The organism is Microvirga arabica (genome assembly GCF_016811235.1).
Taxonomy (GTDB): domain Bacteria; phylum Pseudomonadota; class Alphaproteobacteria; order Rhizobiales; family Beijerinckiaceae; genus Microvirga; species Microvirga arabica.
In genome coordinates this window covers 54,865-81,758 of sequence record NZ_JAFBID010000017.1, presented here as the reverse complement: position 1 = coordinate 81,758, position 26,894 = coordinate 54,865, and the positions used below count along the sequence as shown (strand labels likewise).

General features: G+C 64.0%; 28 protein-coding genes and 1 pseudogene. 18 read left to right on the top strand and 11 right to left on the bottom strand.

The genetic code is table 11. The features are described from left to right. Positions 1-55: 55 nt before the first annotated feature. Positions 56-274, top strand: coding sequence for a hypothetical protein (locus tag JQC81_RS11395; RefSeq protein ID WP_203271922.1), 219 nt, complete (start codon positions 56-58; stop codon positions 272-274). Positions 275-371: 97 nt separating this feature from the next. Here the strand turns inward: JQC81_RS11395 and JQC81_RS11390 are convergent, their stop codons facing one another. Continuing rightward, positions 372-599, bottom strand: coding sequence for a DUF6894 family protein (locus tag JQC81_RS11390; RefSeq protein ID WP_203271921.1), 228 nt, complete (start codon positions 597-599; stop codon positions 372-374). Positions 600-607: 8 nt separating this feature from the next. Continuing rightward, a complete protein-coding gene (locus JQC81_RS11385; RefSeq protein WP_246520359.1) occupies positions 608-835 on the bottom strand; it encodes a copper chaperone in 228 nt (75 codons plus the stop codon). A gap of 134 nt (positions 836-969) precedes the next feature. Between JQC81_RS11385 and JQC81_RS34310 the strand changes: the two genes are divergently transcribed. From JQC81_RS34310 to JQC81_RS11350, 7 genes are all read left to right on the top strand, one after another. Further along, complete coding sequence (locus JQC81_RS34310) at positions 970-1,575, top strand: heavy-metal-associated domain-containing protein (RefSeq protein WP_203271920.1); 606 nt, start codon at positions 970-972, stop codon at positions 1,573-1,575. Positions 1,576-1,589: 14 nt separating this feature from the next. Further along, positions 1,590-2,627, top strand: a complete 1,038-nt coding sequence (locus JQC81_RS11375; protein ID WP_203271919.1) for a 2Fe-2S iron-sulfur cluster-binding protein — start codon at positions 1,590-1,592, stop codon at positions 2,625-2,627. A gap of 122 nt (positions 2,628-2,749) precedes the next feature. After that, on the top strand, positions 2,750-3,925 hold the full coding sequence (locus JQC81_RS11370) for an MFS transporter (protein WP_203271918.1): 1,176 nt from the start codon (positions 2,750-2,752) through the stop codon (positions 3,923-3,925). Between the two features lie 763 nt (positions 3,926-4,688). Continuing rightward, the gene (locus JQC81_RS11365) at positions 4,689-5,948 is read left to right on the top strand and encodes an efflux RND transporter periplasmic adaptor subunit (RefSeq protein ID WP_203271917.1); all 1,260 of its coding nucleotides are present in this window, start codon (positions 4,689-4,691) and stop codon (positions 5,946-5,948) included. Continuing rightward, positions 5,945-9,148, top strand: coding sequence for an efflux RND transporter permease subunit (locus JQC81_RS11360; RefSeq protein WP_246520358.1), 3,204 nt, complete (start codon positions 5,945-5,947; stop codon positions 9,146-9,148). Before JQC81_RS11365 ends, JQC81_RS11360 begins: the two co-directional genes overlap by 4 nt. After that, positions 9,096-9,272 (top strand): metal-sensing transcriptional repressor, encoded by a 177-nt coding sequence (locus tag JQC81_RS11355; protein ID WP_203271916.1) that lies wholly within the window; start codon positions 9,096-9,098, stop codon positions 9,270-9,272. The genes JQC81_RS11360 and JQC81_RS11355 overlap by 53 nt, the downstream gene beginning before the upstream one ends. 18 nt (positions 9,273-9,290) lie before the next feature. Continuing rightward, on the top strand, positions 9,291-10,052 hold the full coding sequence (locus tag JQC81_RS11350; protein WP_203271915.1) for a MauE/DoxX family redox-associated membrane protein: 762 nt from the start codon (positions 9,291-9,293) through the stop codon (positions 10,050-10,052). Positions 10,053-10,357: 305 nt separating this feature from the next. Here the strand turns inward: JQC81_RS11350 and JQC81_RS11345 are convergent, their stop codons facing one another. Beyond that, positions 10,358-10,975, bottom strand: a complete 618-nt coding sequence (locus JQC81_RS11345; RefSeq protein ID WP_203271914.1) for a L,D-transpeptidase — start codon at positions 10,973-10,975, stop codon at positions 10,358-10,360. A 212-nt stretch (positions 10,976-11,187) separates the two neighbouring features. Next, positions 11,188-12,075, bottom strand: coding sequence for an MBL fold metallo-hydrolase (locus JQC81_RS11340; RefSeq protein WP_203271913.1), 888 nt, complete (start codon positions 12,073-12,075; stop codon positions 11,188-11,190). A 124-nt stretch (positions 12,076-12,199) separates the two neighbouring features. Here JQC81_RS11340 and JQC81_RS11335 point away from each other — a divergent pair, with 124 nt between their 5' ends. Genes JQC81_RS11335 through JQC81_RS11320 form a run of 4 tightly spaced genes read left to right on the top strand, consistent with a single transcriptional unit; the run spans position 12,200 to position 14,487 of the window. Beyond that, the gene (locus tag JQC81_RS11335) at positions 12,200-12,745 is read left to right on the top strand and encodes a rhodanese family protein (RefSeq protein ID WP_203271912.1); all 546 of its coding nucleotides are present in this window, start codon (positions 12,200-12,202) and stop codon (positions 12,743-12,745) included. A 41-nt stretch (positions 12,746-12,786) separates the two neighbouring features. Continuing rightward, positions 12,787-13,569 carry a sulfite exporter TauE/SafE family protein gene (locus JQC81_RS11330; RefSeq protein ID WP_203271950.1) on the top strand — a complete coding sequence of 261 codons (783 nt, stop codon included), beginning with the start codon at positions 12,787-12,789 and terminating at the stop codon, positions 13,567-13,569. Between the two features lie 23 nt (positions 13,570-13,592). Further along, positions 13,593-14,033 (top strand): thioredoxin TrxC, encoded by a 441-nt coding sequence (gene trxC, locus JQC81_RS11325; protein WP_203271911.1) that lies wholly within the window; start codon positions 13,593-13,595, stop codon positions 14,031-14,033. A gap of 13 nt (positions 14,034-14,046) precedes the next feature. Next, entirely contained in the window at positions 14,047-14,487 is a 441-nt protein-coding gene (locus JQC81_RS11320; RefSeq protein WP_203271910.1) for a protein tyrosine phosphatase family protein, read from the top strand. A 68-nt stretch (positions 14,488-14,555) separates the two neighbouring features. Here JQC81_RS11320 and JQC81_RS11315 read toward each other — a convergent pair whose 3' ends face one another. The 7 genes and pseudogenes from JQC81_RS11315 to dsbD all read right to left on the bottom strand — a co-directional run bounded on the left by JQC81_RS11315 (position 14,556) and on the right by dsbD (position 21,168). Beyond that, on the bottom strand, positions 14,556-15,467 hold the full coding sequence (locus JQC81_RS11315) for a DMT family transporter (protein WP_203271909.1): 912 nt from the start codon (positions 15,465-15,467) through the stop codon (positions 14,556-14,558). A 107-nt stretch (positions 15,468-15,574) separates the two neighbouring features. Then, positions 15,575-16,630 carry a L,D-transpeptidase family protein gene (locus tag JQC81_RS11310; protein WP_246520357.1) on the bottom strand — a complete coding sequence of 352 codons (1,056 nt, stop codon included), beginning with the start codon at positions 16,628-16,630 and terminating at the stop codon, positions 15,575-15,577. A gap of 44 nt (positions 16,631-16,674) precedes the next feature. Further along, positions 16,675-17,376: a DsbA family protein gene (locus JQC81_RS11305; RefSeq protein ID WP_203271908.1), complete on the bottom strand. Its 702-nt coding sequence runs from the start codon at positions 17,374-17,376 to the stop codon at positions 16,675-16,677. Between the two features lie 50 nt (positions 17,377-17,426). Further along, positions 17,427-18,095, bottom strand: a pseudogene (locus JQC81_RS11300) (L,D-transpeptidase); the annotation flags it as partial. A 50-nt stretch (positions 18,096-18,145) separates the two neighbouring features. After that, a complete protein-coding gene (locus JQC81_RS11295; RefSeq protein WP_203271907.1) occupies positions 18,146-18,775 on the bottom strand; it encodes a DsbA family protein in 630 nt (209 codons plus the stop codon). A 39-nt stretch (positions 18,776-18,814) separates the two neighbouring features. Then, positions 18,815-19,315, bottom strand: coding sequence for a thioredoxin family protein (locus tag JQC81_RS11290; protein ID WP_203271906.1), 501 nt, complete (start codon positions 19,313-19,315; stop codon positions 18,815-18,817). Then, a complete protein-coding gene (gene dsbD, locus JQC81_RS11285) occupies positions 19,315-21,168 on the bottom strand; it encodes a protein-disulfide reductase DsbD (RefSeq protein ID WP_210347140.1) in 1,854 nt (617 codons plus the stop codon). The genes JQC81_RS11290 and dsbD overlap by 1 nt, the downstream gene beginning before the upstream one ends. A gap of 97 nt (positions 21,169-21,265) precedes the next feature. Between dsbD and JQC81_RS11280 the strand changes: the two genes are divergently transcribed. From JQC81_RS11280 to JQC81_RS11255, 6 genes are all read left to right on the top strand, one after another. After that, the gene (locus JQC81_RS11280; RefSeq protein WP_203271905.1) at positions 21,266-21,925 is read left to right on the top strand and encodes a response regulator; all 660 of its coding nucleotides are present in this window, start codon (positions 21,266-21,268) and stop codon (positions 21,923-21,925) included. Between the two features lies 1 nt (position 21,926). Then, on the top strand, positions 21,927-23,333 hold the full coding sequence (locus JQC81_RS11275; protein ID WP_203271904.1) for an ATP-binding protein: 1,407 nt from the start codon (positions 21,927-21,929) through the stop codon (positions 23,331-23,333). 255 nt (positions 23,334-23,588) lie between these two features. Beyond that, on the top strand, positions 23,589-24,173 hold the full coding sequence (locus JQC81_RS11270) for a GbsR/MarR family transcriptional regulator (RefSeq protein WP_203271903.1): 585 nt from the start codon (positions 23,589-23,591) through the stop codon (positions 24,171-24,173). 2 nt (positions 24,174-24,175) lie between these two features. Further along, on the top strand, positions 24,176-25,597 hold the full coding sequence (locus tag JQC81_RS11265) for a cytochrome ubiquinol oxidase subunit I (protein WP_203271902.1): 1,422 nt from the start codon (positions 24,176-24,178) through the stop codon (positions 25,595-25,597). Positions 25,598-25,600: 3 nt separating this feature from the next. Next, the gene (gene cydB, locus JQC81_RS11260; protein WP_203271901.1) at positions 25,601-26,608 is read left to right on the top strand and encodes a cytochrome d ubiquinol oxidase subunit II; all 1,008 of its coding nucleotides are present in this window, start codon (positions 25,601-25,603) and stop codon (positions 26,606-26,608) included. Next, on the top strand, positions 26,608-26,733 hold the full coding sequence (locus JQC81_RS11255; RefSeq protein WP_203271900.1) for a DUF2474 domain-containing protein: 126 nt from the start codon (positions 26,608-26,610) through the stop codon (positions 26,731-26,733). Before cydB ends, JQC81_RS11255 begins: the two co-directional genes overlap by 1 nt. The last annotated feature ends 161 nt before the right edge of the window (positions 26,734-26,894 follow it).

The following is a 26,894-nucleotide window of genomic DNA, read 5'->3' as shown; positions in this document are numbered from 1 at the left end:
CCAAGCAAACAGCCCGCGGCGGGCTGACTAAGCATCTGGAGAATGACTTCGACCGGTGCGCCTTGATCCCCGGCTCCAGATTCTATCCATCCTCGGCGTCGCCGCGGTCCTCGAATACGGGCATGGCCACCGGGAAGGACACTGGATTGTCCCGGTTGGTCTATGGGCTGACGACGGTCGAGCTGCCTTTCGCGTCGCGCGCCGGCGGCGGTCGGTCATGTATGCCGGACGGCTCGCGGCGGCGTTCCTGTCCGCCACGGTCCTGGCGTTTTAGCCCGAGGTCATGCTGTTTGGGCGGCTAGTCTCAGAACACTAGCCATACTGGCTGCAGGTGATTGAGCCGCACGCGGCCCAGGGCGTCTGCTCTGTCGTCAGTGGACGGTGGGATCCAGGGGGATCGACAAGAGCACATTGCCGGAGCGATCCGCGATATCGAGTCGCCAGCCCTGCCAGGATGCGCCCTGCTGGATCGCTTCCTCTCGAATGTCCTCGATCGCCTGGAGCGCCATGTCCTCCGCAATAGCTAAATTCGAGGCGTCGATGCCGGCGCGATCCGGGATGGTCTCGTGATCATTCACCAAGTTGAAGTAGCAGCGCATCGGAAACCTCAAAAGCCAGGGCAGCGCTCGGCGGGGCAACCGGCGTCCTTGAGAGTGGCAAGGAGGTCAGATTTAGTAGCCGAGCTTTCCACCCGCACTTCGCGAGTCGCCGAATCCGTGTCGACACTCGCATTCGGATCGACGCTCAACAGCACCTTGAAGACCGAGTTAGCACGGCCACCGTAGGTCGTCATGTTGCGGAGTTGAAAGCGAAGCATGCCAATCTCCTTGTTCATTCGCTTCCAATCCAAATGGGGTTTGCCATCGTTGTAAGGTCAACTCCTGATATTTCGTCCGCAGTTCCTCTTGACCTTCCCAGCGTTGGAATCCCCACACCGAAGCCCAAGCCCCATCGAAGGGAGTGGACAACATGGCTTCTGTGGTTGGATTTCGGTGCGTAGATGACAGGCCAGCGCCCTCGCGCAGGACGCTCCGCGTCCACGTCGAAGGGATGACCTGTGCTTCGTGCGTCGGCCGAGTCGAGAAGGTGCCCACAGCGCTGCCTGAAGCGACTCGGGCTACCGTGAATCTCGCGACCGAGCGGGACGAGGTGGCTTTCTGTGGGGAGCCGGATCCGGCGGTTGTCGCCCGCGCCATCGAGAGCACCGGCCATTCGACCGCCGACGAGGCGACCGAGCTTTCGATGGAGCACATGGCAACCAAGGGTCGTCCGGAGCTCACCGCCTTCGTGCCGGCACAAGGTTTCTCTCAAGACGAGGTGCTCGGCAACGTGCTCCGGCTCAAGGGCTTTAGGCCGCCAATGACAGCCGAGCCGAGGTCGCACCCGAGAAATGATGATTGCATCGGACTATCGACAGTCCGGATCGATCGCACGCCCATCATCAAGGAGGTTGAGATGTTTCAGAAAACTGATCCCGTAGTCGTGATCAACTATACCACCCCGACCTTCCCCGACTGCCGAGCAATCGAAGCGCAGGGCGTCGCCGCGACGCTCAGATTTTCTAAAGTTGCATGAAGGAGAGCGCATCAATGACCACAACACGCGTCGAGATACGACAGGCCGGGCTCGCCATCGAGGTTCCCGAAGGGCGCACCATCCTCGAAGTGGCGCTCGAACAAGGGATCGACTATCCCCATGGCTGCCGGTCGGGCCGCTGCGGTTCTTGCAAGTCGCGCCTCGTTGCAGGCGAGGTCGATCTTCTCGACCACACTCGATTTGCGCTCTCCACTGAGGAGAAGGCGCAAGGCCTGATCCTCGCATGCCGGGCGCTGCCCCGGACCGACGCCGCCGTCGCCTGGCTCGGCGGCGATGAAGAGGTCGCCAATCACCCACGCCGGCGGCTGCACTGCCGCGTGGTCTCGATTGAGGACGCCACCCACGACATCAAGCGCATCCGCCTTGCTGTCGAGGACGGAGCGCCGCTCACCTTCACGGCCGGGCAATACGCGCGGGTGACATTCCCCGGCGCGCCCACTCGTGACTATTCAATGGCGAACTGGCCCAACGAACCGGAGCTCGAGTTCCATATTCGCCGCGTGCCGGGTGGTGCCGTAACGACGCGCACCCATGCGCTCCTGAAGCTCGGCGACCCCGTCACGGTCGAAGGGCCATTCGGCTCGTCTTACCTGCGCGAGAAGCATGCGGGGCCGATCCTCTGCATCGCGGGAGGCTCGGGCCTTGCCCCAATCAAGTCGATCGTCGAGACAGCGCTGGAACACGGAATAAAGCAGCCGATCCACGTCTATTTCGGCGTGCGCACCGAGCGTGACCTGTACCTTGTCGACCATTTTGAGGGGTTGGAGGCGCGGCATACCAACCTCACCTTTATGCCTGTCCTCTCCGAGACCCCGCAACAGGCGAAATGGCGGACGGGCTTTGTGACTGACGCGGTCGGCCAGGACCTCCAGGACCTCGACGGATGGAAGGCGTATGTCGCCGGTCCGCCGGCGATGGTCGATGCCGCGATGGTGGTGATGACGGCTCGCGGCCTACGCCCGCATGACCTGCATGCCGATGTGTTCTTCACGCCCGAGGACGCGCCGGCGGCTCAGGCCGCGAAAGCTTGATACGTATCAGACGAGGAGAACAACCATGAGCATCGGCCGGGCGCTGGAAGGAGGCAGGCAAGTTGCAGACAGCTGATGATTTGAACCAACACCCGATCGGGACTGGCCGTCGAGCCGTTGCCGTGCTGGCTGTATCCCAGGCTCTCTTTCTGTCCGCGGCCGCGGTGGTGTTCACTTTCTCCGGCCTCGCCGGCTTCAAGCTAGCCGCTGACAAGGCTCTGGCGACGCTGCCATTGGCTTTGATGACAATCGCAACCGCGCTTGCGACGATCCCAGCCTCTCTGCTGATGGCGCGGGTTGGCCGACGCCGTGGGTTTCAGCTTGGCGCGGTCTTCGGAGCGGCGAGTGGTGCAGTCTCGTCTGGCGCGGTTATGGTCGAGAGTTTCGCGCTGCTCTGCCTCGGCAGCGCCTTGATGGGCGTATTTCAAGGCTTCGCGATGTACTATCGCTTCGCCGCGGCGGACGCTGCCAATGGGTCGGGAAAGGCCAAGGCTGTCTCCTGGGTGCTAGCCGGTGGGGTTGCGGCTGCGCTGTTCGGGCCACAGGTCGCAGCTTGGAGCCGAACAGCGGTACCCACGGCGGAGTTTGCTGGCTCGTATCTCGCAGTCATTGTCCTGTCTCTCCTATCCATGATCGTGCTCAGCGGCCTTCGTATGCCGCTACCCGCACCTGCTGAGGCGGGTGGTGGGCGCACGCTCCTTGTCATTGCGCGACAGCCGGCCTTCGTAGTTGCGGTTCTGAACGCCATCATCGCTTACGGGGTGATGAGCTTCTCCATGACGGCCTCACCCCTCGCCATCGTGGCCGAAGGGCACGGTGCCGATGCTGCTGCGAGCGTCACCCGCTGGCATCTCATCGGCATGTTCGCCCCGTCATTTGTGACGGGCAGCCTGATCACACGCTTCGGCGTCGTGCAGGTCCTGTTCGCCGGCGCCGGGTTCTTGCTGGCAAGCGCCGCAGTAGCGCTTGCAGACCCGACTGCGCTCAATCATTATCACGTCGCGCTGCTCTTGCTTGGAGTGGGGTGGAACTTCCTCTTTATCGGCGGGACGACGCTCCTCGCTGCGACGTACCACACGTCCGAGCGCGCCAAGGTGCAAGCAGCTAACGAGTTTCTCGTGTTCGGGGCGACCGCGATGACGACCTTTGGCGCGGGGGGCATCCAGACAGGCTTCGGGTGGACCGCAGTCAACTGGCTGGCCATTCCCGCTGTTTTTGCCTCGGTCGTTGCGACCGCTTGGCTCGCCACCATAGCGGCGAACAGGCAAGCTCACGCCGCAGCCGAGGAGGCTAAATAAGACTCCGCGGCATGCCCTTCCACCCAAGGAATCGATCCACTTCGGTCTGGCTGGTTATGCCGTGGATACGCCTCTGGCCAACGAATGGCCGCCGCTCAATGTTTGCGCCCGCGCCGCACCCCGCGGGCGACCGCTCGGTAGGCATCGCTAAGAGCATCGCCCGATTGATGCGGCTCTAACCTGGATCGATTGCTACGTTCGCAGTCCATGAGTTCAAGGATCGAGAGCAGGCGATCGGCGATCTCAAGCGCGTCCTCGGCGCATGCTCGCTGGAATACTGCAAGGATTTGCGCCTCAAGCGATAGCATCGTTCCCGGGCAAGACATGGGTAGCTCCTTCTTGCTTACCGTTCCGTTACAGAGGATGGCGCGCGAGCCAGTCGCGCATGAAGGCGAACGCGGGCGCATCCTTCTGAAGGAGCACGATCGGGCCTGCCATCGTGACAAGGTCAAGAAGCCGGTCGCAAGACGGGCGCAGGCCAAGTCAAGGCACGAAAGGGATGCTCGACGGGGACCGCGACACGGGCGCGGCGAGGTCAATCTATCGGGCTCATCTGAAGACGGACTCCCTTCTTCAAAAGACGTTAGCGGACCTAAGATGCAGTTAGCCGCGGCATGAGTTGACGACTGCGTCAACGGTCTCTTCGGAAAACTCTTTCTCAGGACCTTGACCTTGCCATCGTTGGAAACCGCACCTTCGTCACAAATGTCCGTCGCCGTATCCCGCTGGCCGGGAGCGCGCGTCCTTTTGAAGGTGAACGAGAATGAGTAATAGAGTCGCCACCCTGTTCCTAGCTGGTGCCGCCATTACCGGTGGCACTCTTGCCACTGTCTATCACGACGAGGTTGGGCCCTACGCCAAAACCTTATTGGGGCTTGTCTCGCCAGCCTCCGCGTCGGAGGCCGCTGCACAGCCGGCTCAAATGCCCGCCCCACGGGTGCCGGTTGCCGAGGTTATCACCCGCAAGGTCGCGCCGTCCGTGGAATTTACCGGCCATATAGAAACGACCAAGGCGATCGAATTGCGTCCGCGTGTCGGCGGCGCCATCGACGCTGTCAGCGTCCCCGAAGGCGGCCTCGTGCGACCAGATGAGGTTCTCTTTCAAATCGACGCCAGGCCCTTTGAGATCGCCCTGGATGCAGCGAAGGCGCAGTTGCAGCAGGCGCGGGTTCTGCTCGACCAGGCCGAGATCGACTTGAAGCGCGCCGAAACGCTGGCCCCCAATGGCACGGTGTCGGGGAAGGCCCTTAACGACGCGCAGGCTGCACACCGCCAGCGTCAGGCACAGGTCGAGATTGCAAAGGCAGCCGTGGCTGCTGCCGAACTCGACCTTTCCTTCACGCGCGTCACCGCTCCGATTGGCGGGCGCGTCGACCGGGTTCTCGTCTCCGAAGGCAATCTTGTCTCCGGCGGCAATGCGGGGGCCGCGACACTTCTCACCACGATCGTCTCGACCGACCCCCTCTATGTCTATTTTGATATCGACGAAGCCACCTATCTTGAATTCGTCGAACGTGCACGCGCGATCGAAAGTGGGAAGGCCTCCGGCAAATTGCTGGTGCAAGTGGGGCTGATGACTGATGCCGGTTTCCCGCACGCCGGGAAATTCGATTTTCTCGGCAACCGCGTCGACCGGAGCACGGGAACAATCCGCGCTCGGGCCGTTGTGAAGAACCCAGATGGTCGGCTGACACCTGGCCTTTTTGCGCGGGTGAACCTCGTTACTGCCGAACCGGCTCAGACCGTGCTCATCGACGAACAGGCGATTGGGATCGACCAGGGGCGCCGCTATGTGCTGGCACTCGGGCCTCAGAATAAGGCCGAGTACCGCCCGGTGGAACTGGGGCCAATGATTGACGGGCTGCGCGTTGTCTCGGGGGGCCTCAAGGCGGGCGAGAAGATCATTATCAAGGGGCTCGTTCGCCCCGGAATGGAAGTAGACCCGCAGATGGTTACGATGTCCCCGGGCCGATCCGCAGGCAATGACCGGGCGGCGGCGGCATCGCAGGAGGCGCGTCGATGAACCTCCCACGCTTTTTCGTTGACCGCCCCATCTTCGCGGTCGTCCTGTCCGTGTTGATGCTCATCGGCGGCGGCCTGACGCTTCTGAAACTTCCATTGAGCGAGTATCCGCAGGTAACCCCGCCGACGGTACAGGTCACCGCAAGCTATCCGGGCGCCAGTCCCGAAGTGATCGCCGAAACGGTTGCTGCGCCGCTGGAGCAGGTGATCAACGGCGTCGAGAATATGCTCTATATGAGTTCGCAGGCCGCGACCGATGGGCGTATGACGCTGACGGTGACCTTCCAGCAGGGCACAGATCCCGACATGGCGCAGATCCAGGTTCAGAACCGCGTCTCGCGCGCGCTTCCGCGTCTGCCGCAGGAGGTTCAGCGTATCGGCGTCGTCACACAGAAGACCTCGCCCGACATCCTGATGGTCGTGCATCTCGTCTCGCCCGACGATCGCTACGATCCTCTCTACCTGTCGAACTTCGCCACTTTGCAGGTGCGGGACCGGCTTGCGCGTCTCTCAGGTGTGGGTGACGTGCTGGTCTGGGGTGCTGGCGAATATTCGATGCGGATCTGGCTCGACCCGGCCAAGGTGGCAGCACGTGGACTGACCGCTTCCGACGTGGTGGCGGCCATTCAGGAGCAGAACGCTCAGGTGGCCGCAGGCTCGGTTGGCCAGCAGCCAGACGCCTCGGCCGCACTTCAAGTCACTGTCAACACCCTCGGCAGGCTTTCGAACGAGGAGCAGTTCGGCGACATTGTCGTCAAGACGGGCACCGACGGCCAGATCACGCGTCTTCGGGACGTTGCACGTATCGAACTCGGTTCGGACGCCTACGCCCTTCGTAGTCTTCTTGACGGCAAGCCGGCACCGGCGATGCAGATCATCCAGAGCCCCGGAGCCAATGCTCTCGACGTGGCGAGCGCTATTCGCGGCACCATGGAAGAGCTTCAGAAAGGGTTTCCAGAGGGCATAAAGTACCGCATCGCCTACGACCCGACTGTCTTCGTGAAGGCCTCACTGGAGGCCGTGGTGATGACGCTGCTTGAAGCGATCGTCCTGGTAGTCATCGTGGTCGTGCTCTTCCTACAGACTTGGCGCGCGTCGATCATCCCTTTGGTTGCGGTACCGGTTTCGTTGGTCGGCACGTTCGCACTTATGTACATGTTCGGCTTCTCGCTGAACACGCTGTCGCTGTTTGGCCTCGTGCTCTCGATCGGAATCGTGGTCGACGACGCCATCGTGGTCGTCGAAAACGTTGAGCGCCACATGGCGCTTGGCGAAACGCCGAAGGAAGCAGCGCGCAAGGCTATGGACGAGGTGATTGGGCCGATCATTGCCATTACATCTGTGCTGTCGGCCGTGTTCATTCCGTCAGCATTCCTGTCCGGCCTGCAAGGTGAGTTCTATCGCCAATTCGCCCTTACGATCGCAATCTCGACCATCCTGTCGGCGGTCAATTCTCTCACGCTTTCTCCTGCGCTGGCAGGTGTGCTCCTGAAGCCGCACCACGGTGAGGTGAAGCGCGATCTCCTGACCCGGGTGATCGACGGTCTGTTCGGTTGGTTTTTTCGGCTCTTTAACCGGTTCTTCGACAGCGCTTCGAATGCCTATGTCTGGTCAGTGCGTCGCGCTGTGAGGTTAAGCGCGCTCGTCCTGCTCGTCTATGCCGGTCTGGTCGGCATGACATGGATGGGTTTCCAGACCGTGCCCAACGGATTTGTCCCAGCTCAGGACAAATATTACTTGGTCGGCATCGCCCAGCTTCCGACTGGAGCCTCGCTCGACCGGACAGAGGCGGTCGTCAAGAAAATGTCGGAGATCGCACTCGCCGAACCAGGCGTGGAAAGTGTCGTCGCCTTCCCAGGTCTTTCGGTCAACGGCATGGTCAATATTCCCAATGCCGCCGTCATGTTCACGATGCTCAAGCCCTTTGACGAGCGCAAGGACCCTTCATTGTCTGCCTTCGCGATTGCAGGCCGCCTGATGGGCAAGTTCAGCCAAATACCCGATGGTTTTGCCGGCATCTTCCCGCCGCCACCTGTTCCGGGGCTCGGCTCGACCGGCGGGTTCAAGATCCAGATCGAGGATCGAGCGGGGCTTGGCTTTGAGGCCCTTGCGCAGGCGCAGGGCGCGATCATGGGCAAAGCGATGCAGACGCCTGAGCTGGCTGGCATGCTCGCGAGCTTCCAGGTGAATGCGCCACAGGTGCAGGTGGACATCGACCGCGTGAAAGCCAAATCGCAGGGGGTGCCGCTCAACACCATCTTCGAAACGTTGCAGGTCAACCTTGGCTCTCTCTACGCGAATGACTTCAACCGCTTCGGTCGGACCTACCGCGTGATGGTCCAGGCTGACGCTCCGTTCCGTATGCAGCCGGAGGACATCGGCCGGCTGAAGGTGCGTAACGCGGCGGGCGAAATGATCCCGTTGTCGGCTTTGCTGACCATCAAGCACAGTTCGGGGCCGGATCGGGTCATGCATTACAACAGCTTCCCGTCGGCCGATATCAGCGGCGGCCCGGCGCCCGGCTATTCGTTTGGGCAAGCGACTGCAGCCATAGAACGGATCGCATCGGAAACCTTGCCGCCCGGCATGGCCTTCGAGTGGACGGAGCTTGCCTATCAGGAGAAGCAGGCGGGGAACACGGCAATGTACATCTTCCCGCTGTCTGTTCTGCTCGCGTTTCTGATTCTCGCGGCCCAATACAACAGCTGGTCGCTGCCGTTTGCTGTGTTGCTGATCGCTCCGATGGCGTTGCTTTCCGCGATCGCAGGCGTCTGGTTTACGGGAGGTGACAACAACGTTTTCACGCAGATCGGGTTCGTCGTGCTCGTGGGTCTCGCTGCCAAAAACGCCATCTTGATCGTTGAGTTCGCCAGAGCGAAGGAAGACGAAGGCGTCGATCCCTTGAACGCGGTGCTTGAAGCAGCCCGACTTCGCCTGCGGCCGATCCTGATGATCTCACTCGCCTTCATCGCCGGTGTTGTTCCGCTGGTGATCGCAACCGGGGCTGGTGCTGAGATGCGGCATGTCATGGGCATTGCCGTGTTCGCCGGCATGCTTGGCGTCACCCTTTTCGGGCTCGTGCTGACCCCGATATTCTATGTTGTCGTCCGGCGTCTCGCAATCAGGCGGGAGAGCCTGACGCAACTTCGTGGACATTCTCAACCAGATCAACGCCGTAAAATCCGACCCCTCCAAGGTTGAGGACCAGATTTTGAGAACGCATACCGCCTGCTTCGTTAAGGAGGCGATCGCTTCCGGTGACGCCGACCTTCAGCGCAGCAAGTTCACCGAGCTGGTCGAGGTGTTTGCAAGAGCGAAACTATAAAGTCGGAGGAACAAGACGATGGCGACCTATGCAGCAAAACGTGCCGAACTTCATCGGATGGCGACAGCCGAGCACACTTGTCCCTTTGGGCTGAAGGCGCTCGACCTGCTCAAGCGCGAAGGTTACGAGGTCGACGACCATCAGCTGACCACTCGCGAGGAGGCAGACGCCTTTAAGGCCAAGCACAATGTAGACACGACACCCCAGACCTTCATCGACGGCCAACGGATCGGCGGTTACGATGATCTCGTCCGGTTCTTCGGCCGCGAGGTCAAGGACAAGGATGCCGTGACCTACAAGCCCGTGATCGCACTCTTCGCGATGGCGGCGTTGATGGCGCTTGCCGCCAGCTGGGCGGCCTTCGGAAATCTCGCAACTGTCCAGGCTGCCGAATGGTTCATCGCCATCGCGATGTGTCTTCTTGCTCTTCAGAAGCTCAAGGACGTGGAAGGCTTCGCCACCATGTTCCTTAACTACGATCTTCTGGCGCAACGATGGGTCCGCTACGCCTACGTCTACCCCTTCGCGGAGGCGCTCGCCGGTGTCCTGATGATCGCAGGCGCATTGATGTGGCTGTCGATCTCTGTTGCGCTCTTCATCGGCGGTGTCGGCGCGGTTTCAGTGTTCAAGGCTGTTTACGTTGACAAGCGCGAGCTGAAGTGCGCCTGCGTCGGCGGCGACAGCAACGTGCCGCTCGGCTTCGTGTCGCTCACCGAGGACCTGATGATGGTCGCCATGGCGATCTGGATGATCTTCAAGCCGATGGGCCTTGCCCACTGACAAACAGCCCTGAGAGGAGGCGTAGACGCAGCAGAACCACCAGTCACATGGCCGATACTCGCATGGTGATCACAGTTCGTGTGGCGGCATCGTCAGTTTAGCGGAACGGTGACCACAGGAAAGCGTCCATGAGGGATGCAGCCTTCAGTGAGCCTTTGTTACTTCAGCTCGGTAACCTGACGGCGCCCCGGAGAGCATGTCGTCGAGTCAGACACCATCATCGGAGGGACGAAGTAGAAAAGCGCAAGCAATACCGTGACCCCCGCCGAGATCGCGGGATATCGCCTCTTGGGATGAGAGGGCGTTCATCGCCAATCGAAGATGGCTTGCGTGTCGAGCGGACTTGTATACCCATTGGTCGGCGCAGGGCGCAGTGCCTCGGAGCGCTGCGGCCGACGGCCGGAATAATGTGCTCCAGATGACGACGGCTCAGCATATCGGATCTTCGGTCGGTCCCGCTTGACCTTCTGGGCGGAGGGTTTCTTCGGCTCCTCCCCTTGGATCACAATTCTCGTCTTCCCGAGTCCCTCGCTGCGGACGAGGGCAAACAGCTTCGACGCATTTGAGGGCGCAAGGCGGACGCAGCCATGGGATGCGGTCTGCCCCAGACTACGGGTGGCGTTGCTGCCATGGATCGCATGGCCCCGGTGCGTGAAGAAGATCGAGTGCGGCATGGGTGAGTTGTCCCACTCCTTGGAGGCATGGTCCTTCACCAGACGCGATGGGGAGAAGGTGCCGGCCGGTGTCTCGTGCCCTGCCTTGCCCGTCGATACCGACCAAGCGTAGCGCGGCTGGCCATCCACGGAGACCGACATGCGCTGGGTAGGCTTGTCGACGGTGATCAGGACGTCTGCCTTTGCCCAACTGGCTCCGAGCGTGAGAGTGCCAAGCAAAGACGCAACAAGCAGACCGACACGACGCATAGGGAAAAGTCCTTCTGGTAGGAATACAAGGCGACATTCCTACAGACGTCTGGGTGAAACTCCGGTTCCGCAGGCGGGTCCGATCTCACGGAACTGTGTGGACGTGCTTCATGACGTGCTCCTGCCGTGTGCTCGGGATGGTCATCCTCCTCCAGGCTGATCTCAGTGGCTGAAAGGAGCCCCGGCCATGGCCCAGGCCAGGGCTCTTCCAGTTAGACGACCTCCTCGGCCCCGCCCTTCATGGTGACCGGGATCAGCAGGTAGCGGACGCCGTTCGCTTCCGCCGGCGGGAATTTCCCAGCCCTGATGTTGGTTTGGATCGAGGGCAGCAGCAGCCGGGGTGCAGCCAGCTTCGCGTCACGAGCGGTTCGCATGGCCACGAACTCCTCCTCGGTGACGCCCTCCTTCACATGCACGTTCCTCTCGCGCTGCTCCGCGACCGTGGTCTCCCAGGCATAGGTGTCGCGGCCCGGCGCCTTGTAGTCGTGGCACATAAACAGCCGCGTCTCGGGTGGAAGCGCGGTCAGGCGCCTGATCGAGCGGTACAGCTGGCGGGCATCACCTCCGGGGAAGTCGGCGCGGGCGGTGCCGTAGTCCGGCATGAACATCGTGTCGCCCACGAACACCGCGTCCTCGACCTTGTAGGAGATGTCGGCCGGGGTGTGGCCTGGCGTGTGAAGCACCTCGACATCGAGTTCGCCGATGGTGAAGCGCTCGCTGTCCTTGAACAGATGGTCGAAGTCGCTGCCGTCTGGAGTGAGATCGGTGGCATTGAAGATCGGGCGGAAGATCTTCTGCACGTCCTTGATGTGCTCACCAATGCCGATCTTCGCCCCCGTCCTGGCCTTGATGTAGGGCGCGCCTGAGAGGTGGTCGGCATGAGCGTGGGTCTCCAGCGCCCACTCAACGGTATAGCCCGCCTCCTCAGCCGCCTTGAGCATCGCCTCGACCGAGCGCGTGTCGACCGTGCCCGAATTGTGGTCGTAGTCGAAGACAGGGTCGATGATCGCCGCTCTCTTGGTCGCCGGATCCGCGACCAGGTAGCTAACGGTGTTGGTGGGCTCGTCGAAGAATGCCCGGATGATGGGTTGGCCTGACATGGTCTGAACCTCCTCAATGGTTCGTTTGCCGTTGTAGTTGACAATATATAAGCAATATCTAAATAAGCAATATCTAATGTAGTACGAGCCGCTTTGACGGCCGATCCCCATCCGGAGACACACTATGTCGCTTCCCACCCTCAGTCCTACCGAAGCCAAGCGCCTGCTCGACCAGGGCGCCGTCCTCGTTGACATCCGCGAGGCCGACGAGCACGCCCGGGAGAACATCCCCGGCGCCCGCCTGGCGTCCCTATCCCGGCTGGATCAGGCGGACCTTGCCCATCCCGAAGGCCAGCGGGTGATCTTCCATTGCAAGAGCGGAGCCCGGACCCAGGGCAACGCTGCCCGTCTTGCCGCCAAGGTCGGCAGCGCGAGTGAGGCCTTCATCGTTGAGGGCGGCCTCGACGCCTGGAAGAAGGCTGGCCTGCCGGTCGCGGTCGACCGCCGCCAGCCACTGGAGCTGCAGCGTCAGGTGCAGATCGGGGCCGGGAGCATAGTCTTCCTCGGCACGATGCTGGGTCTGTTCGTGTCGCCCTGGTTCTTTGCCATTCCAGCCTTTGTCGGCACCGGCCTGACGGTAGCGGGGGTCACCGGGTTCTGCGGCATGGCCCGGATCCTGAAGAAGGCCCCTTGGAACCGCGCCGCCTTCGCCCGACCCAAGCACGCCTGAAGCATTCAACATCCCTGTCACCGCCACAGCAGAAGACCATGATGACACTGTCCCTTACCCAGAGCGCCCTCGGCCTCGCTTCGGGCTCGCTCGTCGGCTTCACGCTTGGCCTCGTGGGCGGCGGCGGCTCGATCCTGGCGGTGCCGCTGCTTGTCTACCTGGTCGGCGTGACCAACCCGCACGTGGCCATCGGCACGAGCGCGATTGCGGTGGCGGCCAACGCCGCCGCCAATCTCGCCAACCATGCCCGCGCCAAGAACGTGAAGTGGCGCTGTGCCTTGGTCTACACCGTCGCCGGCATCCTCGGTGCCTTCGGCGGCTCCTCACTTGGCAAGATGGTCGACGGCCAGAAGCTCCTCGCCCTGTTCGCCGTGCTGATGATGATCGTCGGGGCCCTCATGCTGCGAAAGCGCTCCGGCGAGGGCGACAAAAACGTGCGTCTCGGCCGAGAGAACTTCCTCAAGCTGGTTGGGATCGGCCTGGCGACGGGAACCTTGTCGGGCTTCTTCGGCATCGGCGGCGGTTTCCTGATCGTGCCGGGCCTGATCATGGCGACTGGCATGCCAATCCTGTACGCCGTCGGCTCCTCCCTTGTGGCGGTGACCGGCTTCGGTCTCACCACCGCGGCCAGCTACGCCTCCTCGGGCTTGGTCGATTGGACCCTGGCGGCGTTGTTCATTGGCGGCGGGGTGTTGGGCGGCCTGCTCGGCGCCCGCCTGGCCACGACACTCGCTGGCAGGAAAGGCGCGCTCAACACGGTCTTTGCCGGCCTGATCTTCGTCGTGGCGATTTACATGCTGGTGCGCAGCCTCAACCTGCTCTGAGGCGAAAAGTCAGGAGGTGGCTCATGTCGAAGTCGTTTCATGTGGTCTGTCCCCAGTGCGATGCCGTCAACCGCGTTCCGCAGGATCGACCTGCATCGCAGGCGGTCTGCGGCAGCTGCAAGGCAAGGCTCTTCGAAGGGCATCCCATCGAGCTCAATGGCCAGCGTTTCCAGCGCCACGCCGAGCGCAGCGACATTCCGGTGATCGCTGATTTCTGGGCGCCCTGGTGCGGCCCCTGCCGGGCCATGGCGCCGATCTTCGAGCGGGCGGCGAAGGAGCTCGAACCGAAGGCCCGGTTCGTGAAGGTCAACGTGGACGACGAGCCGGAGCTGGCCGGACGGCTCGGGGTTCAGGGCATTCCGGCCCTCTTCGTCCTCAAGGGCGGCTCAGTCGTCGCCCGGCAGGCCGGGCTGGCCAACCTGTCCACTCTCCACGACTGGGTTCGCCAGTTCTCAACCCCTTGAAAGGAGACGCCGCATGAAGGTCACCAAGTTGACGCCCAACATCTCGGTCGCGCACCAGCTGACCGAGCGGGATCTTGAGGAGGCCGCGGCCGCGGGCTTCAAGACCATCATCAACAACCGTCCCGACGGCGAGGCTCCGGATCAGCCCCCGAGCGAGGAGCTCGCGGCTGCCGCGAAGCGCCTCGGCCTCACGTACCATCACATCCCGGCCGTCTCGGGCCAGATTTCCGACGCCCAGGTCGAGGCGTTCAGGACAGCCCTCGGCGGGGCGGAGAAGCCCGCCCTCGCCTTTTGCCGCACAGGAACGCGCTCGACCACCCTGTGGGCGTTGGCGGCCAGCGACCGCCTCTCAGTCAATGAGATCCTGCAGACGACCTCGGGAGCGGGCTACAATCTGGAGGCCTTGCGGCCGCAGCTGGAGGCCACCTCGAACAAGCGGTCTTCCAGCACCTGATCCTCTTGAGCCGGCTTGATCGATGCCCCTAAAGGTGCGGGCAGCTATGCCTGCCCCTCTCAGGCCTACTAGCGCCAGAACAGGACGGCGGTGCCGAGAACCGTCACGAACGCGCCGCACCAGGCCTGCCACGCGAGCCTGGTGCCCGTGCGCAGCCACAGCATCGGCAGAATGGCAATCGGGGCCATCGAAGAGAGCGTTGAGGCGACCGCCACGCTGGTGCCGGTCAGGGCGATCATCAGCATCGACATCCCGACCACGTAACCGATGAAGACCCCGAGCGAGACACGGGCCAGGGTTTTCCAATCCGGGACGGAGATGCCGGTCTTCCACGTCCCCGGGAATGCCAGATGCCAAGCCCACAGGACAACGACAGCCACGAGCCCGCGGGCCCCCATCACCGCAAAAGGATCCGGGTTGTCGAGCATCACAGGCCGCATGGAGAGGATCCCGACGGCTTGGCCGAAGGCGGCGAGCACGGCCAGCAGTACGCCCGCGGCCGACAGCCGGACCTCGGCATGGACGGAGGCGTTCCGGTCCGAACCGGTGCCTGAAGCCGCCGGCTTGCGGCTGAAGCCGACAGCGAAGGCGATCCCTCCCGCCACTAGAGCGCAGCCGACCAACTGGCTCGGGCCGAGCGTCTCCCCGAGAACCAGGAACCCCAATGCAGCGGCAAAGGGCGCGCTCAGCGAAAAGATCAGGCCCGTCCGCCGCGCCCCGATGAGGGCGATGCCTGCGTTCAGCGCCGGATCCGCCACGACGATGGCCACGAGACTCGACAACACGATCAGCGGGAGGTGGCTGGCTGACAGGCTGTCCCAACCTCCAACCGCGGTGGCGATGAGGGCCAGCATGAGAAAGCCGATGAGCATGCGCCAGCGCGACAGCGCCATGGGACCGCCGACCGCTTTCACCACCTCGGCGGAGATGAGCGTTGCCAGCGCGATGCAGAACGATGTGCCGAGGGCAAAGAGGGCCAAGGGAGTGTCCTCGCCGGGGTTGGTCTCCCGGTTCTCGTGTGGGGATCGGGTTCTCCCTCTAGCAGATGCAGATGAAACGGCTACAGGGATCGACCGGGATCAGCCACTCAGGTTCCATCGTTTTGGACGGTGCTGGAGGTCCAGGCAGGGGTGGGCCCTGCCGGCGTGACTTTCGGTTCGGCCAGGGCTGTTTCCGGACGGCTGACCTCCACCGTCCCCGAGGTCAGGGCCTGGAGGCGCGCCGATCCTGAACGGCGCAGGATCTCCCGGAACGACGGGTGCATCGACCCGTCGACATAGGTGTAGGATACAGCCGTCCGCCCCGCGGCGACGAGATCCCTCACCTGCGCCTCGTCCCGCGCCTGCTTCGCCGCCACCATCATGGCGGTCCCTGCCTCGACCGTGTACACGGGGCAGGCCGCTCCGGCATCGAACCGCGCCCCGGGATTGTTCGAGCTGGCATTGAACACGTAGCGCCTGCCGCAGCTGGCCACCTTCGGAGGTTGGCGGGCCGCCTCGAAGTGGTCCGAGCCCTCCTTCAGGTTGCGCCAGAACGCGATGTGCGGGCTCGCCCGGTGCTCAGCCAGGTTCTCCGGCGTCATGCGGAAGGGGAAGGACTGGACCTGGAACGCCTCCTGTCCGCCCTTAATGGCCTCTCGCGCCAGGGCGAAGAGCTCGGCGGCGCCGTCATCCGTCATGGCGAAGCAGCCCGAGGACGAGCAGGCACCGTGGATCATCAGCGCCGAGCCCGTCCGGCCGAGGGCCCAGTCCAGTGCGTTCGGGAAGCCAAGGTCTAACGACAGGTAGTAGGCGGAGTTCGGGTTCATCTGGCCGGCCCGCACCGTGTAGAACCCCTCGGGCGTCTGCCGGTCTCCCTCCTGCATCTTCGGCCCGAGCTGCCCCGACCAGCGGCAGACCGGGTAGGTCTTGAGAAGGGCGTACTGGCCGGTCCGGTCGCGTTTCCAGACCTCCAGCTCCGCCTCCTTCTTGAAGACGCGAATGAGGATGGGATCGGAGACCGTCATCCCGTTGGCCTGCATGCTGGCGACGAGCTTTGGGGGGACCGGCTTCAGATGCCTCGGGTCGCCAACCGTCACGCAGCCGGCAAGGGTCGCTGCAAGGATCACTCCGCTCAAAACGCCACGCGCCGAGTTCATCCGCATTCTACAACGCTTTCATTGTTGGTGTTTCGACCTGACGCGTCACGTCAGGAGGGGCAGACGACCTCGCCGCATCGGTCGAGGGCGGCAACAATCCCACCGATGGTTCTGGGGCCGGGATAGCCGAGCACGCCAACTCCGCCAGCGACGAAGGACGGCGTTGCCGCAAGCCCGAGGTTGGCCGCGAGCGACGACTGCTCGCGCAGCATGCCGCCCACCTTCTTGCTGTCGGCCGTGGGCTCGATCTGGCGTCTTGGGACACCGAGGTCCTCGGCGAGCTTGAGCGCCCGCTGGCCGTCGTTCGTGCCCGACATGGCGAACAGACGCTGGTGGAAATCGTAGGCCACTACCGGCCCTTTCAGCAGGAGCAGCGCCAGCTCCACCTTCGCGGCCTGCATCGAACCGAGGGACAGGATCGCATTGTTGATCAGTCCGAGGCGCAGCTCCGGCCTCTTCCTCACGAGGGCGTGCAGGTCCTTCGCCGCCACCCTGCAATAGGGGCAGTTGTAGTCATAGAATTCGTAGAGCGTGACGGCGGAACTCTTCGAGCCCACCCAGATCACGCCGGGCAGATGTTCGATCTCGCCCGTCAGCTCGACAGGCAGGCGCGCGTTAGCCACGGGCTTGCCGTCGTCCCCTTTGAGCGGGTGCCAACCCTCCCCGCTTTGGGCCTGGGCAGCCGTGAAAGATGACGGTGCCAGGAGGGCCAGCGCGGCGCCCTGGAGGATCCGGCGTCTGTCGAAAATCATGGTGTCATTCCAATCGAGTTTGATATCGCTGCAATGGCGGGCGGTCGTCACAGAACGACGACTTTGGCGCCGGTCGGAACGCGGCTGTAGAGGTCGATTACGTCCTGGTTCATCATGCGGATGCAGCCCGAGGAGATGGCCTGGCCGATGGTCTGGGGCTCATTGGTGCCGTGAATGCGGTAGAGCGTGTCCTTGCCGTCCCTGAACAGGTAGAGGGCGCGCGCGCCGAGCGGATTATCGGTACCGCCCTCCATGCCGCCGGCCCACTTTCGATAGCGTTCCGGCTCGCGCCTGATCATGTCGGGCGTCGGCGTCCAGCGCGGCCATTGCGCTTTGCGATTCACCGTTGCCGTGCCCTTGAACTCCAGCCCCTCCTTGCCGACGCCGACGCCGTAGCGCAGCGCCTTGCCGCCCTCCTGCACGAGGTAGATGAAGCGGGCGTTCGTATCGATCACGATGGTACCTGGCTTCTCAGCAGTCGCGTAATCCACGAGCTGGCGCACGTTGCGCGGCTTGAGCGTGGTGGGATCGACACCGGGCACCGGATGCTTGTCGGTGGTCACCGCGGCATAGCGCTCGGCCGTCACCGGATCGACAGCCGGCGCCGCGGCCATCGGTTGAGGCGGCGCGCTTGCGGTCGTGTTGCAGGCGGCCAGAGCGGCCGGCAGGATGAGGGCAAGAAGACGGAGCAGGCCTGCCGGCCTTACGAGCTTGAACATGGATGGCCTGTGAGCGAGCGAGATCGGAAACAGAGGGATGCGGATGCGGGTCACTGCTTGCCCTTAGCGCGGGCTTCGGCGACTGCTTTGTGGAACTGTTCGTAGCTGAGCGCTCCGGACGCCTTGAACGGGCCGATCAGGTAGACCGGCGTCCCCGTCAGCCCAAGCGCATCGGCCTGGTCGAGGTTGCGTTGGATCAGCGCCTGGATCTCGGTGCCGTGCTGCTTCAGGTCCGCGTTCAGCCGCTCCATGTCGACGCCGGACTTCTGGACAGCTTCGGTCATTGTCTCCTTGCCGACCCGTTTGCCCGGAATGCCCATCAATGCATGATGCACCTGCTCGTACTTGCCTTGGTACTTGGCGGCGAGCGCGAGCTGCGCTCCATGAACGGAGGTGGGCGCGAGAAAGGGCCAGTCCTTGTAGACGAGCCTGATCTTGCCGTCGGCCTTGACGAGCTTCTCCAGGTCCGGTGCCGACTTCTTGCAGAAGGGGCAGTTGTAATCGAGGAAAGCCACAATGGTGACATCGCCCTTCGGGTTGCCGGCAAAGGGCGCCTGCGGATCGTTCAGGATTGCGTCGACCGAGATGTCCTGGGCCAGAGCCGGCGCGGCCGGCATGACGAAAGCGACAGACAATGCAGCCAAAACGGCGGCGAAGAGAGATCTGGTCAGGAAGAGCATTGTTGACTCCTTGGAATGCGATGAAGGACGGTCGCGGGCCTAAAGCCCTGCGAGATTGATCGTGTCGAGGAAGAGGTTGGCGTCGACGGCCCCGGTCAGCCGGGTTCCGGGCATCTCCCGCCCATCCTTCGGATCGATGACGAACATCGTCGGCGGGCCCACGACCCGAAGGTGTTCCATGAGCGCCCGGTTGCCGGCATCCGCAGCCGTCACGTCCGCCCGCACCAGGGCGATGCGCTCAAGCCGCCTCTTGATCACAGGATTGGAGAACACGCGGCTGTCGATGCTCTTGCAGATCGGGCACCACTCCGCTGTGAAGTACGCCAGCACCGGCTTCCTCCGGGCGAGCGCGCGCCTGACCGCCGCCTTGAATGCCTCTCGTGTGGTGACATGTGCGAATGCCAGTTCCGCGGCCTGCGCTCCCGCTATCGGCGGCAGGAGCGCCAATCCTGACGACAGGGTTGCAAACCTCAGGAATGTCCTGCGCGACCATGCGTCCGTCCGCGTGGGGGCGCGGGAACGGAAAGATCCGGCAGCCATCATGCGCCTGCCGTTGTGAGCTTCTGGAGGAAACCATCCGCATCAATGATGCCGATGGTGCGGGCCGGGGCGAGCTCTCGTCCCGTCGTTGGGTCGAGGAACAGGATCGTCGGTGGCCCGACCACGCCAAAGCGCCGCATGAGATTGCGACTCGCCTCGTTGTATTCCGTCACGTCGGCACGGATGAAGGGGATATCCTTGAGCCTTGCCTTCACGGTGGGATCGGCAAAGACGTCGCGGTCGATCTGCTTGCAGGTCACGCACCACTCGGCGGTGAAGTCGACGAGGATCGGCTTGCCCTGCGCCCGGGCCGTCTCGACCGCGGCGTCGAACTCCGCCGGCGTGGTGACGCGGGTGGCTGCAAGCTCACTCGTTGCGGCGGGCGCCGAGCCCCGTGCCAAGGTGGCCAGAGGCTGCAACGGATCCGTCGCCCCGGACGCGGCGCCCACCACCAGCGTTCCGCCGTAGAGAACCGCGGCAATGCCCGCTGCCTTCGCGACCCGGCGGATCGCGCAGCCGGGCGCCGGGTCGAAAGCGCCGAGGAACACGCCGGCACTGATGGCAAGCAGCGCCCAGAGCGCCAGCGACACCTGAGGCGGTGCGATGCGCGAGACCATCGCGATGGCGACGCCGAGGAAGACGACGCCGAAGGCTTGCTTGACGCGCACCAGCCAGAGACCGGATTTCGGCAGGGCCTTGGCCCCAACGGTGCCATACACGATCAGCGGCAGGCCCATGCCGAGGCCCAGCATGAACAGGGCCGCCGCGCCGCGCATCATGTCACCGGTCTGCGAGACGTAGAGAAGAGCCCCGGCCAGCGGAGGTGTCACGCAGGGGCCGACGATCAGGGCCGAGGTGAAGCCGAGGGCCGCCGCGCCGGGAAGCGAGCCGCCCATCCCCGAGGTGCGACCCGAGATGAAACTGGTCCAGGAGCTGGGGAGCTGGAGCTCGAACAGGCCGAACATCGACAGTGCCAGGACCATGAACAGCAGGCTCATGGCGCCCAGCGCCCACGATGTCTGAAGCGCGGCCTGCAGGTTCTGCCCGGACCAGGCCGCGGCGATGCCGAGCAGGCCATAGGCGGCTGCCATGGCGAGCACGTAGGTAGTCGAGAGCGCGAAGCCCCGCCCCGCCGAGAGTTGGCCTCCGCTGCGGGCGAGCATGCCCGACAGGATCGGGATCATCGGCAGCACGCAGGGTGTGAAGGTCAGCAGAAGGCCGAAGCCGAGGAAGGTCGCCAAGACCGACGCCAGGCTGCCGCTCATCCAGGCATCGCGTTGCGGGACCGTTTGTGGTGTCGCCGGCACGGCCGTGTCCGACGCGGTGGTCTCAACCGCCTGCGAGGGGCCGATTGGCACGGTGCTCCAGGGTAAACCGCCGTTCGAAGCCGCCGCGCCCTGGTTTGCCGCCACCGGAAGCGTGGCAAGCTCGATGGCCTTTGTCTCAGGCGGATAGCATATGCCGAGCTTCTCGGCGCAGCCCTGATAGGTGACATGGACCATCCGCGGCGAGCCGGCGGCGGCCAGCGAGCCGGCCGACACCGTCGCGCGGGCCGCATCATGGTAGACCTCCGTCTCGCCGAAGGTGGGATCGTCTTTCCTCTGGCCGGAGCTGGTTTCGACCGGCATCGGCTGGGCGTCGCCGGGAGAGGCCGAGACGATCACTTTGTCGCGATAGAGATACATGTCCGGCGCAATCGCCCAATCGAGGACGATACCGCCATCGGCGCTCTTCGAGGCGCTGAGCCTGAACACCTCGTCAGCCTTCGGGATGTTGAACTGCGCCCGCGCCCCGGCGGAGCCAAGGACCAGCACAGCGAGCGCGAACACAATTCGGATAAGGTTGTGGGACAAGCGAATCCTCGCGACCAGGACAGTGTCCCCCCAAACTCCCGGCCAACCTTAAGGCAGCCTTAAGGGTAGCGGGCGACAGAGCCCGCGGAGGTGCTCGATGCGTATTCTTGTGGTTGAAGATGATGCGATGCTGCTCGACGGGCTGAAGGTCGGCCTTGGCATTCACGGCTTCACGGTCGATGCGGTGGCGTCCTGCGGCGACGCCCGGGCCGCGCTCGCCACAGCCGAGTTCGACGCTCTTGTTCTTGACCTGATGCTGCCGGACGGCTCCGGGCTCGACATCCTGCGCGAGCTGCGTCGGCGCCAGGACGCGACGCCGGTTCTGCTGCTGACCGCAAAAGACACCGTGGCCGACCGGATCGGCGGCCTCGACAGCGGCGCGGACGACTATCTCGGAAAACCCTTTGATCTCGACGAGGTCGCCGCCCGTCTGCGCGCCATCTCCCGCCGGGCCGCCGGGCGGGCAACGCCGACCATGTCCTGGAACGGCATTGAACTCGATCCAGGCCGCCGCACCGTCGAGATCGACGGCAATCCGGTTGGCCTCTCCCGCCGCGAGTTCTCGATCCTGGAGGCTCTTATGCGGCATCCCGGCGCGGTGCTGTCGAAGGACCAACTCGCCGACCGGCTCTACGGCTGGGAGGAGGACGTGGAGAGCAACGCCGTCGAGGTCCACGTCCATCACCTGCGGGTCAAGATCGGGCGCGACGCCATCGAGACCGTGCGCGGCCTCGGCTACCGTCTCCGGAGCGCCTGACATGAGCTCGATCCGCACTCGCCTTTTCATCATCCTCATCGCCGCCACGACATGCATCTGGCTGTTCGCGACCGCCTGGATCTATCTCGACACCAAGCGGCAGCTGCAGCACGTGCTCGACACCCGCCTCATGGAGGCGGCCCGCATGGTCGGCTCGCTGGTCACCAGCGGCGAGATCGCGCTGTCGGCCCGCGCCGGCGAAGCCCCGGCCTCCATCCCGCTCCCGGAGCCAACGCATGTGGGGTACGAGCGCCAGCTTTCGTGCCAAATCTGGTCGTTCGACGGCCGGTTGATCGGCCGCTCCAGCGGCGCGCCGGAGGCCGCGCTGTCGAACGAGTCCAGCGGGTTCTCGGAGCAGGAGGTCGGTGGCGAGCCGTGGCGGGTCTACGCCGTCGCCGACCGTGAAAAAGGCATTCGTGTGCTGGTCGGCGACCGGCTCGGATTGCGCGACCGCCTCGTCACCGACCTCGTCCGGGGACTTGTTCTGCCGGCCATCGTCGTGGTCCCCCTGCTCGCCTTCCTGATCTGGGCCAGCGTCGGGAGCGGGCTGCGGCCCCTGCGCCGCCTCACACAGGGGCTCAAGGCGCGCGGCCCCGAGGACCTGAGCCCGGTCAGCGTCGGCAGCCCGCCCTCGGAGATCCGTCCCGTGGTCGACGCCCTCAACGGCCTGTTCGGCAAGGTCGCGGCGGCCCGCGAGCACGAGCGCAGCTTCACCGCCTTTGCCGCACACGAGCTGCGCACCCCGCTGGCCGGCCTGCGCACCCAGGTCCAGGTGGCCCTGGCGGCGAGGGACTCGGAGACACGCGAAGGGGCGATGAGGCAAACATTGGTGGCCGTCGACCGCACCAGCCGGCTTGTGCGCCAGCTGCTCGCCATGTCCGAGCTCGATGCCGTTCCGGACGAGGGCGAGCCGCAGGACATCGCGGTCGGGCGCGCCATCGAGGACATCGCCGCCAGTCTCAGAGCCAGCCACACGGATGTTGCGGTGGAGATCGACCCCGCGCTCCACCGCACGACGATCCGGATGAACCGGGAGCTCTTTCATCTCGCCGTGCGCAACCTGCATGAGAACGCCGTGCAGCACTCGCCGGCGGGCGGGCGCGTGCGGTGGTTCCTCGACGGTAGCGCGAGCCCGCCGGTGATCGCCGTGGAAGACGAGGGCCCCGGCATCCCGGAGGACGAGATCGGCCAAGTGACCGATCGGTTCTTCCGTGGACGCCATCGCAGCGCCGTCGGCAGCGGTCTCGGTCTTGCCATCGTGGACGCGGCGCTCAGGCGGGCCAAGGCCTCCTTCGCTCTCCGCAACCGGCAGGATCGGTCCGGAGTGCGCGCTGGGTTCGCAATGGGCTCGGTCGGGGCGTATTCAGAGACAGGTTCAGCACGCATAGCCCCGTCCGCCAACAACTGAATCTGTCTCAGCCACCGTCACCTCACCCCGGACCAATCGGTTTGTCATGGAACTGGGGCCGGGACGGCAGGGTGGTCTGCAGGAAGTTTCCGAAAGGATCCGGCGACCGCCGCTGGCTGCAGACGCCCCGTGCATCCGGTAGCAACCGCGGCCCGGCCGGAAAGAAATATGGGGAGCGTCGGGCATCCCCAGCGCACTTGACTTACATCAATGCATACCGATATTTCAGAATATTCTGAAATTTCAGGAGATGCCGTGAACCTCCCTCCCCTCGTCCAGACCTTCGTGCTCCACTTCGGCGAGATGGGCTCGCGCTGGGGCATCAACCGTACCGTCGGCCAGATCTACGCCCTGCTGTTCATCTCGAAGGAGCCGCTGAACGCCGAGGACATCGTCGAACGGCTCGGCGTCTCCCGCTCCAACGTCAGCATGGGGCTCAAGGAGTTGCAGGCCTGGAACCTCGTCCGGCTTCAGCACAAGCCCGGGGACCGGCGCGACTACTTCTCGACGCCCGACGACATCTGGCAGATTGTCCGCACGCTCGTCGAGGAGCGGAAGAAGCGGGAAATCGACCCGACCATGACCCTCCTGCGCGAGGTGCTCATGCAGGAGCCCGCCAGCGCCGAGGAGCGCCATGCGCAGGAGCGCATGCGCGAGATGCACGACCTCTTCGAGCTGCTCACAGGCTGGTACGCCGACGTGCAGCGGCTCGACACCGAGCGCCTCGTTCAGCTCCTGACGCTCGGCTCGAAGGTACAGAAGATCTTGGAGATGAAGGACCGCCTCTTCGTCGTGCCAGGATCGAAGAAGAGCCGCCGGGACGACCCCAAGGACAAGTAGAAATGTTCGACCAGTTCGACGCGCTGCTCCTGGCGCGTTTTCAGTTCGCGTTCACGGTCTCCTTCCATTTCATCTTCCCGTCCTTCTCCATCGGGCTGGCAAGCTATCTTGCGGTGCTGGAGGGGCTTTGGCTGTGGACCGGGCGCGAGGTCTATCTCAACCTGTTCAAGTACTGGCTCAAGATCTTCGCCCTAGCGTTCGCCATGGGCGTGGTCTCGGGCATCGTCATGTCCTACCAGTTCGGCACCAACTGGTCGGTGTTCTCCGACAAGGCCGGGCCGGTTATCGGGCCGCTCATGGCCTACGAGGTCATGACCGCGTTCTTCTTGGAGGCCGGCTTTCTCGGCATCATGCTGTTCGGCATGGGCCGGGTCGGCCGCAAGCTGCATTTCGCCGCGACGCTTGCGGTTGCGGTCGGCACCTTCATCTCGGCTTTCTGGATCCTGTCCGCCAACTCGTGGATGCAGACGCCGGTCGGCTACGGCATCAACGAGGCCGGGCAGTTCGTGCCGGAGGATTGGTGGGCGATCATCTTCAACCCGTCCTTTCCTTACCGCTTGGTGCACACGGTGATGGCGGCCTATCTCACGACCGCTCTGGTCGTGGGCGGCGTCGGTGCCTGGCACCTGCTGCGGGAGCGTACCAACAAGGGTGCCCAGGTGATGTTCTCGATGGCCATGGGCATGGTGGCCGTTGTCGCCCCGCTCCAGATCTTCGCCGGCGACATGCACGGCCTCAATACGCTTGAGCACCAGCCCGCCAAGGTCATGGCCATGGAAGGGCATTTTGAAAGCCACCCGGAGGGCGCACCCCTGATCCTGTTCGGCATTCCCGATCAGGAGGCCGGCACGGTGCGCAACGCCATCGCAATCCCGAAGGCGTCCTCGCTCATCCTCAAGCATGACCTGAACGCGCCCATGGACGGACTCGACACCGTCGACCGCGCCAACTGGCCCTATGTGCCGGTGGTGTTCTGGTCGTTCCGCATCATGGTGGGTCTGGGCTTCGCGATGCTGGCTCTTGGCTTGCTCAGCCTGTGGGCGGGCTTCCGCGGCCGGCTCTACGACTGGCGCCCGCTGCACTGGCTCGCGCTGGCCATGGGGCCTGCAGGCTTCGTCGCCGTGATCGCCGGCTGGGTGACCACCGAGGTCGGGCGACAGCCGTTCACCGTTTATGGTCTGCTTAGAACAGCACAGTCGGCCTCACCTCTTGAGGCTCCAGCGGTTGCCGCGTCGCTGCTGACTTTCATCGTCGTCTACTTCATCGTGTTCGGCGCGGGCACCGGATACATTCTCAAGCTCATGGGCAAGGCCCCGCATCCGGGCGAGACCGGGCCCGAGGCCGGACGCGAGCCGATCCGGACTGCCGGCATCACCCCGGCACCCTCGGTCGACCCTGCCCGCACCATCGGCGCGAAGGCCTGAACCATGATCTCTGTCTTTGATCTCCCGACCCTCTGGGCCTTTGTCATCGCGTTTGCGGTCTTCGCTTACGTCGTGATGGACGGCTTCGATCTCGGCATTGGCATCCTGTTCCCGTTCTTCGCGCCGGGACCGGAACGCGACAGCGCCATGAACTCCGTCGCCCCGGTCTGGGATGGCAACGAGACCTGGCTGGTGCTCGGCGGCGGCGGTCTCATGGCGGCCTTCCCGCTGGCCTACGCCATCATCCTGCCGGCTCTTTACGCGCCGATCATCGCCATGGTGCTGGCGCTGATCTTCCGCGGGGTCGCCTTCGAGTTCCGCTGGCGCGATCCTGGCCATCGCCGCTACTGGGACTTCGCATTCACGATGGGATCCATCGTCGCCACCCTGGCGCAGGGCATCACGCTCGGCGCCCTGCTCCAGGGCATTGCGGTCGAGGGACGCTCCTACGCCGGCGGCTGGTGGGACTGGATCACGCCCTTCAGCCTCCTGGTCGGGGTCAGCCTCGTGGTCGGCTACGCCCTGCTCGGCGCAACATGGCTCGTGATGAAGACTGAAGGTGCGGTTCAGGACCACAGCTTCCGTCTCGCCGGTAAGCTCGCCATCGGTTTGATTGTCTGTATCGGTGCGGTCAGTGCGGCGACGCCGTTCCTGAGTGGCGCCTACTACGAGCGCTGGTTTGCCTGGCCGCAGGTGCTGTTCACCGCACAGGTGCCCTTGCTCGTGGGCATCACCTCCGGGGCGCTGCTGGTGAGCCTGATGCGACGCTGGGAGTACTGGCCGTTCCTGCTGACGCTGGGGCTGTTCGGCCTTTGCCTGCTTGGCTTGGGGGTGAGCATGTTCCCCTACGTAGTGCCGAACGCCGTCACCATTCACCAAGCTGCTGCCCCGAACGTGAGCCTCCAATTCATGCTGGTTGGCGCGAGCGTGCTGATCCCGATCATCCTTGTCTATACCGGGTACTCGTACTGGGTGTTCCGCGGCAAGACAGGTCACGAGGGGTATCACTGATGGGCGGCGATCTCGAACAAGGCTCCGCCGCGAGCCGCTGGCTGTGGTTCGTCGGTCTCTGGGCCGCCGGCGTCGGCACGACCGGAGCGGTGAGCCTGGTCATCAGGGTCTGGTTGATCGGATGATCGATGCAGATCCCAACGCGCCGCAATTCTCCTCCGCACCCAGGATGCATGGTTAAAAAGCAACGATCCCGGGGTGGTGGATGGCTGAAGCTGGATCATCAACAGCAAGCGCAGGGATGCTTCATCTCATTGCGACCGATCCTGAACTCTTAAGGCTGCCT